At 73.5% G+C, this 12359-nt stretch carries 9 protein-coding genes and 1 pseudogene; 7 read left to right on the plus strand and 3 right to left on the minus strand.

What is annotated here, in order from left to right:
• Positions 1 to 323 precede the first annotated feature (323 nt).
• Complete coding sequence (locus AOK18_RS17240; protein WP_055694959.1) at positions 324 to 1142, minus strand: hypothetical protein; 819 nt, start codon at positions 1140 to 1142, stop codon at positions 324 to 326.
• Between the two features lie 408 nt (positions 1143 to 1550).
• Between AOK18_RS17240 and purN the strand changes: the two genes are divergently transcribed.
• On the plus strand, positions 1551 to 2189 hold the full coding sequence (purN, locus tag AOK18_RS17245; protein WP_055694960.1) for a phosphoribosylglycinamide formyltransferase: 639 nt from the start codon (positions 1551 to 1553) through the stop codon (positions 2187 to 2189).
• Complete coding sequence (gene purH, locus AOK18_RS17250) at positions 2186 to 3748, plus strand: bifunctional phosphoribosylaminoimidazolecarboxamide formyltransferase/IMP cyclohydrolase (protein ID WP_055694961.1); 1563 nt, start codon at positions 2186 to 2188, stop codon at positions 3746 to 3748. Before purN ends, purH begins: the two co-directional genes overlap by 4 nt.
• A 100-nt stretch (positions 3749 to 3848) precedes the next feature.
• On the opposite strand, the pseudogene AOK18_RS17255 reads toward purH, so the two are convergent.
• Positions 3849 to 4175 (minus strand): annotated as a pseudogene (locus tag AOK18_RS17255) (protein kinase); the annotation flags it as partial.
• 180 nt (positions 4176 to 4355) lie between these two features.
• On the minus strand, positions 4356 to 4976 hold the full coding sequence (locus tag AOK18_RS17260; protein ID WP_055570910.1) for a hypothetical protein: 621 nt from the start codon (positions 4974 to 4976) through the stop codon (positions 4356 to 4358).
• A 361-nt stretch (positions 4977 to 5337) separates the two neighbouring features.
• Here AOK18_RS17260 and AOK18_RS17265 point away from each other — a divergent pair, with 361 nt between their 5' ends.
• The 5 genes from AOK18_RS17265 (at position 5338) to AOK18_RS17285 (ending at position 11984) form a co-directional block, all read left to right on the plus strand.
• Positions 5338 to 6192 carry a bifunctional methylenetetrahydrofolate dehydrogenase/methenyltetrahydrofolate cyclohydrolase gene (locus AOK18_RS17265; RefSeq protein WP_055694963.1) on the plus strand — a complete coding sequence of 285 codons (855 nt, stop codon included), beginning with the start codon at positions 5338 to 5340 and terminating at the stop codon, positions 6190 to 6192.
• 127 nt (positions 6193 to 6319) lie between these two features.
• Complete coding sequence (locus AOK18_RS17270; RefSeq protein ID WP_055570914.1) at positions 6320 to 6772, plus strand: DUF3017 domain-containing protein; 453 nt, start codon at positions 6320 to 6322, stop codon at positions 6770 to 6772.
• 486 nt (positions 6773 to 7258) lie between these two features.
• Positions 7259 to 8437 (plus strand): helix-turn-helix domain-containing protein, encoded by a 1179-nt coding sequence (locus AOK18_RS17275; protein WP_074994216.1) that lies wholly within the window; start codon positions 7259 to 7261, stop codon positions 8435 to 8437.
• Between the two features lie 554 nt (positions 8438 to 8991).
• On the plus strand, positions 8992 to 9981 hold the full coding sequence (locus tag AOK18_RS17280; RefSeq protein ID WP_055574940.1) for a malate dehydrogenase: 990 nt from the start codon (positions 8992 to 8994) through the stop codon (positions 9979 to 9981).
• A 251-nt stretch (positions 9982 to 10232) separates the two neighbouring features.
• Entirely contained in the window at positions 10233 to 11984 is a 1752-nt protein-coding gene (locus AOK18_RS17285) for a hypothetical protein (protein ID WP_055694964.1), read from the plus strand.
• The last annotated feature ends 375 nt before the right edge of the window (positions 11985 to 12359 follow it).

Genomic DNA, 12359 nt, shown 5'->3' on the forward strand with positions numbered 1-12359 from the left:
GTCGTAGCGGGCCGGGAGCCCAGCGGCCCGCTACGACCTGCTTCCGGCGGACCCCGCTCCCGACCTGGATCCCCCTCGGCCGCCGGCCCCGCCGCCGGGACCGCCTGCCCCGTGACTCCCGGCGGTCGGCCCCGCCGCCGGGACCGCCTGCCCCGTGACTCCCGGCCGTCGGCCCCTCGGCCGGGGGTCCACGGCGGGGGAGGCCCGTACCGAGGCCTCCCCGGCAGCGACCCCCACCGCTCCCGAAACACCGAAGCCGCCCCCGTCCGGTCGGACGGGGGCGGCTTCGGGAAGCGGAGCCGGGGACGGCGGCCGGTCGGCCGTCAGTCCGCCGTCCCGAGCAGGTTCCGGAGCTCGTCCGGCAGGAGGTCGTCGCAGGACTCCTCGGACTGCTGGGTGAGGGCGTCGCTCCTGCATGTGTAGTAGTCCTGGTAGACCAGCTGTGCCGTGAAGCTGACGGCGACCAGGATGAGCGCCAGGGAGGCCGTGACCAGCCCGCTCACCGCCGCCGTGGTCTGCGGGCGGCTCTGGCCCTTCTGCGGCCGGCCCGTCCGCTCGGGAGGCGCCGCCGGGGAGTCGGGGTCGGAGGCGGTGCGGGGCTCGGTCCGCAGGGCGCTGACGGACCAGTGCACGGCGAGCGCACCCAGCAGCAGTGCGACGTACGGCCAGCCGAACAGGGCGAAGAAGAAGGCCCACATGCCGGACAGCAGGGAGTAACGAGCCCGGCGCTGGGCCGGATCCGTGGGATCCCAGCGCGGCCCGGGACGCTGAGGACCCCCGGCACCGCCGCCGCCCTGTCCCTCCGGGCCGCGCGGGCGCTCGCCGAAGCCCCCGGAGGAACGGCCGGGCTGCCGGTCGCTCCACCGCCCGCCCCAGAGGGAGCGGCCGCCGCCGTCCTCCCGGTCGCCGCCCTCGTCGCCGGACGGGTGCCGGGGCTGCCAGGGCTGGTCGGGAGACCCCTCCGGTGGCGGCGCGAACGGGTTGTCCTCCTCGGAGCCACGGCGCTTGCCGCCGTTGCCGTCCTCGCCCCGGGGCGTCCCGGACGGCGAGGAGGGGCGCTCCCGCAGCAGCACGGCGCCACGCTCACCTCCCTGCGCCGACGGCCGGGGGAACGTGAGGAATCGCAGGCTGCGGTCCGGCATCAAGTGAGCGTCTTCCCCTTAATCAAGTCCATCGAACGACGATCGTCACGACTGGCGCCCGCTCGCAGCTTCCACGGCTGCTGCTCGACGGGCCGGGCATGCACGGCTGAGCCGGAGCGTTCCCGGTCCGTCCCCGCTCGCGGCGCCCGGTCCTGTGAACGATCGGTGCCCGGGTGGCGTTCCCGCGGGGCGGTCCCGGGCGTTCCCGAACGTTGCCGCACCGGCTCTTCCCAGACGCTACCTTCCGGCCACGCCCCCGTCCCGCGGGGGCCGCCCGCTGTGCCGGTATCGTTGCTGGCGGTCGGCCGCTTCGTAGGCTTCCCCGTATCCGAGGACGCGAAGCATTCGTAGGAATGTACAAAGTGCTGGTCTCCGACCGTGCCGGCGCTCCCGAGAAAGGGCCCCACCGTGGCCGCCAAGCCCGTGGCCGAGCGCGCCAGGCGTCTCGTCGTGCTGGTCTCCGGATCCGGCACCAACCTTCAGGCGCTCCTCGACGAGATCGGCGCCACCGGTGCCGAGGCGTACGGGGCCGAGGTCGTGGCCGTCGGCGCCGACCGCGACGGCGTCGAAGGGCTGGCCCGCGCCGAGCGCGCCGGGCTGCCGACCTTCGTGTGCAAGGTCAAGGACCACCCGACCCGCGAGGAGTGGGACGCGGCGCTCGCCGAGGCCGTCGCCGCCCACGAGCCCGACCTCGTGGTCTCCGCCGGGTTCATGAGGATCGTGGGCAAGGAGTTCCTCGCGCGCTTCGGCGGGCGGTTCGTCAACACCCACCCCGCCCTGCTGCCCAGTTTCCCCGGCGCCCACGGCGTACGGGACGCACTCGCGTACGGCGCCAGGGTCACCGGCTGCACCGTCCACTTCGTCGACGACGGCGTCGACACCGGGCCGATCATCGCGCAGGGCGTGGTGGAGGTCCGGGACGAGGACGACGAGAGCGCGCTGCACGAACGCATCAAGGAAGTCGAGCGAAGGCTGCTCGTCGAGGTCGTGGGGCGGCTCGCCCGCAACGGCTATCGCATCGAGGGACGAAAGGTAGTTATCCAGTGACCGCCGAGAGCAACAAGCGGGCCATCCGACGGGCGCTCGTCAGCGTCTACGACAAGACCGGCCTCGAGGACCTCGCGCGCGGCCTGCACGAGGCCGGCGTGGAGCTCGTCTCCACCGGGTCCACCGCCGCGAAGATCGCCGCCGCGGGCGTCCCCGTCACCAAGGTCGAGGAGCTCACCGGCTTCCCCGAGTGCCTGGACGGCCGGGTCAAGACCCTGCACCCGAAGGTCCACGCCGGCATCCTCGCCGACCTGCGCCTGGAGGACCACCGGCGCCAGCTCGCCGAGCTGGGCGTGGAGCCGTTCGACCTCGTCGTCGTGAACCTCTACCCGTTCCGGGAGACCGTCGCCTCCGGCGCGACGCCCGACGAGTGCGTGGAGCAGATCGACATCGGCGGCCCGTCCATGGTGCGCGCCGCCGCCAAGAACCACCCGTCCGTCGCCGTCGTCACCAGCCCCGCCCGCTACGGTGACGTCCTCGCCGCGGTCCAGGACGGCGGCTTCGACCTCACCACCCGCAAGCGGCTCGCCGCGGAGGCCTTCCAGCACACGGCCGCGTACGACGTCGCCGTCGCCTCCTGGTTCGCCACCGACCACGCCCCCGTGGACGAGTCGGGGTTCCCCGACTTCCTGGGCGTCACCTGGGAGCGCAAGAACACCCTGCGCTACGGCGAGAACCCGCACCAGCCCGCCGCCCTGTACGTGTCGGGCACGGGCGGCCTGGCCGAGGCCGAGCAGCTGCACGGCAAGGAGATGTCGTACAACAACTACACGGACACGGACGCCGCGCTCCGTGCCGCGTACGACCACGACGCCCCGGCCGTCGCGATCATCAAGCACGCCAACCCGTGCGGCATCGCGACCGGCGCCGACGTCGCCGAGGCGCACCGCAAGGCGCACGCCTGCGACCCGCTGTCCGCGTTCGGCGGTGTGATCGCCGTGAACCGTCCGGTCTCCAAGGAGATGGCCGAGCAGGTCGCGGAGATCTTCACCGAGGTCATCGTCGCGCCGGACTACGAGGAGGGCGCCCTCGACGCCCTCACCAGGAAGAAGAACATCCGGGTGCTGCGCGCCCCCGGGGCCCCGTCCGCCCCGGTCGAGGTCAAGCCGATCGACGGCGGGGCCCTCCTCCAGGTCGCCGACCGCATCCAGGCCGACGGCGACGACCCGGCCACCTGGACGCTGGCCGCCGGCGAGGCCCTCTCCGAGGCGGAGCTGGCCGACCTCGCCTTCGCCTGGAAGGCCTGCCGCGCGGTGAAGTCCAACGCGATCCTGCTCGCCAAGGACGGCGCCTCCGTCGGCGTCGGCATGGGCCAGGTCAACCGCGTCGACTCCGCGAAGCTGGCGGTGGAGCGGGCGGGCGCCGAGCGCGCGGCCGGTTCCTGCGCCGCCTCCGACGCGTTCTTCCCCTTCCCCGACGGTCTGGAGATCCTCACCGGGGCCGGCGTGAAGGCCGTGGTCCAGCCCGGCGGCTCGGTCCGCGACGACCAGGTCGTCGAGGCCGCGAGGAAGGCGGGCGTGACGATGTACTTCACGGGGACGCGGCACTTCTTCCACTGACCGTCACCTCCCCCTGAACGCCCCGCCGTACGGCGGCACGGCGGGGCACGACGGGGCACACCCCGCCGTGCCCCGGGTCCCGGATCGGCCGGGTCCCGGGTCACTTCCCGGCGGGAGGCGCGTACTCCTCGAGGTGGTGGGCGACGCGGTCGGCGTACGCGCGGTGGTCCGGGGGGACCCCGCCCGCGTCGTTCACCTGCCGGTACGACGTGCGACGGGCGGCTGCGAGCGGGAGCCGCGGATCGGCGGGCCGTCCGGATTCCGGCCGGGGCGCGATCCGGCACAGGCGGCGGCCCGTCGCCGGAACGGACCCGGCGGGCGGGAGGGGCGGTTCGGGAACGGTCTCGCCCGGGGGGCCGTCCGCGTGCGTCCACCAGCGCAGCACCGACGGTGTCCGGCGGGCGATGCCGTACTCGTCCCTGGCCGGAGACGGCTGCTCCGTCGGATCAGGGCGACGCACCAGGGCGGTGTCTCCCCCACACGGGTGAGACACCGCCCTGGTGCATGATCGGCCGGAAGTGGCGCCCGGCGGAACCGGTTCGGCGTCGGAACCGGTTCGGCGTCGGAACCGGACCGGCTTCGGAACCGGACCGGTGGCGGGGCCGGTTCAGTACCGGGGCCGGTTGAACCAGTGACTTCCGTTCCGGTTGGCGCAGAACACGATGATCAGGACGCCGAGTATCAGGCTGATCAGCGCGAAGACGTTGGCGGTGAGCAGGCTGATCACGCTGAACAGGGTGACCACCGAGGCGTAGATGATCGCGGAGACGCGTACGCCGCCGTACCCCGAGGCCATCTTCACGGCGGTGAGGATCGCCCAGAAGGCGAACCCCAGGACGATCACCCCGAGCACGATCATGATGCCCGCGCCGATGGCGCCCACGTCGTCCGACGAGATGTTCGGGTCCGAGGAGAGGGCCGGGTCGGAGGAGACCATCTCCTCGAAGTAGTCGGCGAACCACCCGCTGGCCACGATCATCAGCAGGCCGCTGACGGCCTGGAGGCCGCCCAGCACGAACAGCATCACGCGCGCGGCCGTCACGCTGCCCGGCATGGTCACCGCGGGACCCGGCTGCCCGTAGGCCTGCGGGAACGACGGCGGCGAGGGATAGCCGTAACCGGGCTGGCCCGGGGGCTGCTGCTGGGGGTAGCCGTAGCCGGGGCCGCCGGACTGGCCGGGCTGCTGGGGCGGCTGCCCATAGGGGTTGTTCGGGTCGCCGAAACTCATGGCGGTTCTTCCTCCGTCGTCGCTTCTGGTGCGGGCACACGCGGAGCGCGGTTCGGAGGAAGCTCTACAGATGCGGTCCGCCCCCCCGGTACTGCCCGCGGCACTGTGCGTTCATGGTTCTCGACGGATCCGTGGGTTGTCCAGCCGTGGACGGATTGTGTTGTGCAAGTGCAACATTGCTGATCTTGGCCGGACGGCGGTGGAGCACGACCGGTCCGGGGCGGGCCGGGGCCGGCGTGTGGGATCGCGAACCCCACGGCCCCTGCGCGCCCGGGGCGCGGGCCGGCCGCGCACCGAGCGCGCGGCGCCCGGAATGCGAGCGGATTGGAACCCGGGCCCGGTCATCCGCGAGGATGGGACCATGACCGCCCAGATTCTCGACGGCAAGGCCGCCGCAGCAGCGATCAAGTCCGATCTGACCGCCCGCGTGGCGGCGCTGAAGGAGAAGGGGGTCACGCCCGGCCTCGGCACGATCCTCGTCGGGAACGACCCCGGCAGCCAGAAGTACGTCGCCGGCAAGCACCGGGACTGCGCCCAGGTCGGTATCGCCTCCATCCAGCGGGAGCTGCCCGAAACAGCCACGCAGGAGGAGATCGAGGCGGTCGTCCGCGACCTGAACGAGGACCCGGCCTGCACCGGGTACATCGTCCAGCTGCCGCTGCCCAAGGGCATCGACGAGAACCGCATCCTCGAACTGATGGACCCGGCCAAGGACGCCGACGGCCTCCACCCGATGAACCTCGGCCGCCTGGTCCTGAACGAGCCGGCCCCGCTGCCCTGCACCCCCAACGGCGTCCTCACCCTGCTGCGCCGCCACGGCGTGGAGATCAAGGGCGCGGAGGTCGTGGTCGTCGGCCGCGGGGTGACCATCGGCCGCCCGATGCCGCTGCTGCTGACCCGGCGCAGCGAGAACGCCACCGTGACCCAGTGCCACACCGGCACCCGCGACCTGTCGGCGCACCTCAGGCGCGCGGACATCATCGTCGCCGCCGCCGGTTCCGCCCACCTCGTCCGCCCCGAGGACGTCAAGCCCGGCGCGGCCGTCCTGGACGTCGGCGTCTCCCGCAGCGCCGAGGGCAAGATCGTGGGCGACGTGCACCCGGGCGTGGCCGAGGTGGCCGGCTGGATCTCCCCGAACCCCGGCGGTGTCGGCCCGATGACCCGGGCCCAGCTGCTGGCCAACGTGGTCGAGGCGGCGGAGCGCAGTGCCGGCTGACCACAGCGCCCGAGAGACGGAGGCCGGGACCCGCGGGGCCGGTACGGGCCCCGACGGGACACCCGAGCAGGAACCGGACCGGGACCGGGAGCAGGAGCCGGCCGAGGCGGACGGCCGGGACGTCGCCCTGGAGGACGTCACCGTCCCCGGTCCCGTCAGCGCGCCCGACGCCGAGGGGCGGCCGCGGCGCGCCACCCGCCGCTTCCCGCTGTTCACCAGGGACACCGCACGTCCGGAGGGCGGCGGCCGGGCCGCACCCGGCGACGCCCCCGCGCCCGCCCGGCAGTGGCCGATCCTCGCGGTGCTGCTCGTGGCCGCGCTCGGCCTGCTGCTGACGGCGTTCGGCCTGTTCCGGATCGGCACGCTGCTGATCGGCGTGGCGCTGCTGGCGGGCGGGATGCTGCGCTGGGCGGTGCCGGACGTCGGCATGCTCGCCGTGCGCTCCCGCTTCACGGACATCGTCACGTACGGCGGTCTGGGCCTCGTGATCGTGCTGCTGGCGCTGATGGTGCAGCCCAATCCGTGGCTGCAGATCCCGTTCCTGAAGGACACCCTGCACTTCACCGTCAGCAACAGCTGACGCGGTCGCCGTCCCGCGCCGTCCGGTGGACGGCGGCCCGTCCTCACCCCCGTGAAAGGACGGGCCGCCGACGGGAACAACCTTCCTGCACCGTGAACCCGCTGTTCAACGGCTCTCCGGGCGCTGTGGCACGGAAGTGACCATTCCGCTACGTCCCCCGGATGGCTCCGGGAACCTCCCGACGTGCCCCCGGAGCACGCTCGGAACACAACCGGCGTGATAATCATGACGATCCCGGACAATCGTGATGTCCCACGCGTGGTGATGGTTCTGTACGGCCGAAGGGAGCGCCGGTGGGAGACTGGGGACACGAGCGGGTGAGCGTGCGACGCCGCGTGCCCGCCGCCCTGACGCTCCCGTGCGCCCCCACCCCGGGAACTGGGATCCTGGCTGCCGGCATCCATGTGGGTAGCCGGACCGGAGACTCGGCAGAGGCACCATGCGCGAGGGAAAGACCAGCACGACCGGGGGGAAGGTAGGGAAGCGATGCCTCGTTGGAAGGCCTTGCCGGAGGAACTCGATCCGCAGATCAGGGAGTTCACGAGCCAGCTCAGGCGGGTGGTGGACCGCAGCGGCATGAGCGTCGCGTCGGTCTCGGACCGCACGGGCTACAGCAAGACGTCCTGGGAGCGTTATCTGAACGGCAGGCTGCTCGCGCCCAAGGGGGCGGTCGTGGCCCTGGCCGAGGTCACCGGGACCAATCCGGTGCACCTGACCACCATGTGGGAGCTGGCCGAACGGGCCTGGAGCCGTTCGGAGATGCGGCACGACATGACGATGGAGGCGATCAGGATCTCGCAGGCGCGCTCCGCGCTGAGCGAGGTCGCCGGACCGTCGTCGGCCGGTGCGGGCGGCGGCGGGCACAAGGGCGGGGGCGCCGCGGTCCGGCCGGGCGTCGCCGGGCCGGCCGGGGGTTCACCGTCCGTGCCCCCGCAGCCCACCGCCTCGGACGCCCGCGACGCGTCGGGGACGAACTCCTGGGGCATGGCCGGGTACGCCGGACCGTCCCCCTCGGGCCACCGGAGCGGTCCGGGGCACCCGGCCGCGCAGCCCGCCGGGAGCGGGCGCCCGCCGGGTGCCCCGGACGCGCAGGGCACCCCGCCCCGGGGGGCGGCGGGTCGCGGACGCTCCGCCGGTCCCGGGGTGCCCGGGGGCAGGCGGCGGACGGGAACGTTCGTCACGGGCGCCCTCGGCGCGCTGGTGGTGATCGCCTCCGCGTTCTACGTCACCGGGCTCGAGGGCGACAAGGAGGGCGCGGCCGCGAAGTCCCCCTCGCCCACGGCCTCCGTCCCCGCGAACCTGCCCGCCGGAGTGGAGTGCAGCGGCGACAGCTGCGACGGCGAGGACGCGGAGAGCATGGGGTGCAGCGGCGACCTCGTGACCACGACGCAGACGGCGACCGTCGGCACCGCCCTGGTCGAGGTCCGCTACAGCAAGGTCTGCGGTGCCGCGTGGGGACGGATCACCCAGGCCGCGCAGGGGGACAAGGTCGAGATCACCGGCGGGAGGACGAAGCAGAGCGCCGGCATCACCGAGGTCGGCGGCACGGTCGCGTACACCCCGATGACGGCGGTCGCGAAGGCGACGGACGCCCGGGCCTGTGTGGTGCTGGCCTCCGGCGAGGAAGGGTGCACGGAGGAGACGGGGGCGGGGGCCGCGGAGTAGGACCGCCCGGCCCCGGCGCACCCGCCGGCCCGGGGAGCGCGCGCGGCGGACGCCGACGGGCGCGGGCGCCCCGGCGCCCGTGGGCCGGGCCGGTACCGCCCCGGTGCCCGTGACCGGTACTCCCCCCGTGCACCGCCTCCGGCCCCGGCCCGAGGAGACTTCCGGGGAAGTTCGTGGCGCGGGACCGGCATGGGGCGGCGGATACCGGGCACGTGAAGGGCACCCCCCCACGGGAGTCCGAAAGGATCGGTCACCCGAATGGCGGCCGCCTCCGTCCCCCTCTCCCGGACGGGCGGCCGCCTTTCCCCTGAGTACGCCCGTGTATCCCTCGCCCACCCTGTGGGACGGGCCACAGAGAGCCCGGCCGTCCGCGCTCGCGGATGCGCGGTAGCCTGACCGCTGGATCTCTCTTGACGCCAAGAGATCGATCATCCAGCGGCGATCCCTCCGTACCGGTGATCGATCATCGCGGCGGGCACCGGTCACGAGCCGGACGGGATCCCCGTACCCCGGGGCAGGGACGCCCCACCGCCAGCTGTCATACGGAGAACGCCATGACCCGCACTCCCGTGAACGTCACCGTCACCGGCGCGGCCGGCCAGATCGGTTACGCCCTGCTCTTCCGCATCGCCTCCGGCCAGCTGCTCGGCGCGGACGTGCCGGTCAAGCTCCGCCTGCTGGAGATCACCCCCGCGCTCAAGGCGGCCGAGGGCACGGCCATGGAGCTGGACGACTGCGCGTTCCCGCTGCTCCAGGGCATCGACATCTCGGACGACCCGAACGTGGCCTTCGACGGGGCCAACGTGGCCCTCCTCGTGGGCGCCCGCCCGCGCACCAAGGGCATGGAGCGCGGTGACCTCCTGGAGGCCAACGGCGGCATCTTCAAGCCGCAGGGCCAGGCCATCAACGCCCACGCCGCCGACGACATCAAGGTCCTCGTGGTCGGCAACCCGGCCAACACCAACGCGCTCATCGCCCAGGCCGCCGCTCCGGACGTACCGGCCGAGCGCTTCACCGCGATGACCCGCCTGGACCACAACCGCGCGCTGACCCAGCTGGCGAAGAAGACGGGTTCGACGGTCGCCGACATCAAGCGCCTGACCATCTGGGGCAACCACTCCGCCACCCAGTACCCGGACATCTTCCACGCCACGATCGCCGGCAAGAACGCCGCCGAGGTCGTGAACGACGAGAAGTGGCTGGCCGAGGACTTCATCCCGACCGTCGCCAAGCGCGGCGCCGCGATCATCGAGGCCCGTGGCGCCTCGTCGGCCGCCTCCGCCGCCAACGCGGCCGTCGACCACGTCCACACCTGGGTCAACGGCACCGCGGACGGCGACTGGGTCTCCATGGGCATCCCGTCGGACGGCTCCTACGGCGTCCCGGAGGGCCTCATCTCCTCCTTCCCGGTCACCGTGAAGGACGGCGCCTACGAGATCGTCCAGGGCCTGGAGATCAACGACTTCTCCCGCGCCCGCATCGACGCCTCCGTCAAGGAGCTCGAGGAGGAGCGCGAGGCCGTCCGCGGTCTCGGCCTCATCTGACCACCCCGTCCGACCGCGGACCGCGAACCGCGGGACACGCGCCCCGGACCACGGGCCCCGCACCGGTACCGACCGGTGCGGGGCCCGTCCGCGTGGGGGCGCACGGGGAACAAAGCCCTGGCCAGAAGTTGACGGGTGTCACAGGGTCGCACTCTTGACAATCCGGTTCCTTCCGGCTTAGCGCCCCCCTATGCTGATGGTTCGTCAACTCATCCGTCGCCGAAGACGCGCGCAGCATCGGGGGGACCGCCATGAGCACTGTCCACGTGCCGCAGCAACCGCACCGCGCGGACGGCCCGGCCCCGCCGGAGGCCGCCCCCGTCCCGCCCCACGCCAGCGAGGCCACCCGACTGCTGTGCGCGGGCGCCTACGTGGACCCCGACTACCGCGACCGCGTCATCGACGAGCTGTACCTCCACGAACAGCGGCTCGTGGCCCCGTCGCTCGGCTTCGACGCCGCCCGGGTGCTGGCGCACGCGCTGCGCGCCCGCCGGCAGGAACTGCTCTGGTCCGCCGGCGTCGCCGGACTCTGGGTGGTGGGTGTCCCGGTGACCGGAGGGCTGCTGACCGGTCTGCTGCTGGCCGGCCTGCTGGTCGGCCTCGCGCCCCGGGTCAGGGGCGACGCCCGGGAACCGCCTTCGCACCGGGCGCTCCCCGCGTCCGTGCTGCGGTGGGCGGGCGCCGTTCTCTTCGCGCTGTACACGGTGACCACCGTCGCGACGGCCTTCGGAGCCGGTTCCGGCGGCTCCGGCTCCCCGTCCGGCGGCTACGGTTCCGGTGATCCCTACGGCACGGGCGGGTCCGTCGGTGCCGAGGACCTGGGCCTGCCCTTCACGGGGGCGGCCGAGCCCTGGCAGGCCTGGGCGGCTCTCGGCGTCCTCGCGCTGATCGCGTGGTGCGAGGCGGCCCGGCGCGACGGGCTGGCCCGCGCGTTCGGCGCCGAACTGTCCCCGGGGCGCTTCCCCGACGTGGCGAACGACCCCGCGGAGGGACGCGAGGGGGAGCGGTTCGCCCGGCTGACGGGACGCATCCGGCGGGAACAGCACGCACCGCTGATCATGTACGACGAGGAGCGTCCGTTCTGCGGAGCGGGAGCCGCGCACGACACCTGGGTGCTGGCCGTCGAACTCCGGCCGGACGAGGAGCGGGACGACCGGCGGCCCCTCGGCAACCGGGTGATCCTGGACCGGATCCGGCCCCTCATCGAGCAGTTGCGCGAACCGGCCGAGCACGCGGGCACGCCCGTGCGCGACCGGTTGCGGGGGCTGGAGATCGACGAGTGCGTGTTCCTCCCCGTCGAGGGGCTGACCGACCGTGACCAGGCCCCCTACACGCCGGAGGCGTTCGAGCGGCACCTGCTGCGGGCGGTCGAGGAGGGCGGCGAGAAACGGCGCCACTTCCTGCGGATCCGGGTCGGTGCCTGGGAGGAGGAGCTGGGCGTCACGGTGTACGTGCGGGTCCACACCCAGGGCCGCATGCTCATGCTGGAGATCGCCCCGCACGTCATGCCCCCGGTGCGCCGGGAGTTCAAGCGCGCCGACCACGTCGCGCACGGGGTGCGCACCGGTCCGGTGCCGAGCAGGGTCGCCGCGGCCCTCTCCCTGACCCCGGGTTCCCCGGGCCGTGCCCTGGTCTCCGTGTTCCGTGACCTGGTCCTCGCCTGGCGGCTGCTCACCGGGGGACACCGGAGCGACCTGCCCGAGGGGCCCGCCCTGTCGGTGCGCGAACTGGCCGCGGCGGACGCGAAGTCCACCTTCCAGGAGATGGACGTGGCCCGTTACCTGCGCAGCATCCAGGACCGCGTCGGCCGCGGGGTGCGGCTGGCGCTCGCCGAAGCCGGTTACGAGACCGGTGAGTTCGTCCAGAAGATCGTGAACATCAGCAACGGCGCGGTCAGCATCAACCGGGTCGAGGGCTCCACCTTCGCCATCGGTGAGAACTCCAGCGCCGTCAACGGCGGCCCCGGGCCGCAGAGGGGAGCCTCCGCAGATGACGGCACGTGAGGAGGGCGGCGTCCGCATCGGGGACGTCCACGGCAGCACCTTCGCCATCGGCGACCACGCGCACGCGGAGAGCCACCACGGCGTTCCGGCGCCGCGCGGCGCCGNNGCTGGACGAGGCGCTGGCGGACACCGAGGAGGAGATCGACCGCACCGGGACGGCCGGGGAGAGCCACCGCCGGCGGCTGCGCGAGCTGCTCACGACCGCCGAGACCCTCACGGCGCTGCTGGCCTCGGCCGCAACCGTGGCGGGGCTGCTCGGGATGTGACACCGGCGGCCGGAAGGCCGGGGAGAGCGAGGGGGAAGCGATGAGCGGGGCACCGCGGTACTGGAACGAGGAGACCCAGCGCTGGGAGGAGGGGAGCCCGGGGGAGCAG

The organism is Streptomyces prasinopilosus, from assembly GCF_001419695.1.
Lineage (GTDB): Bacteria > Actinomycetota > Actinomycetes > Streptomycetales > Streptomycetaceae > Streptomyces > Streptomyces prasinopilosus.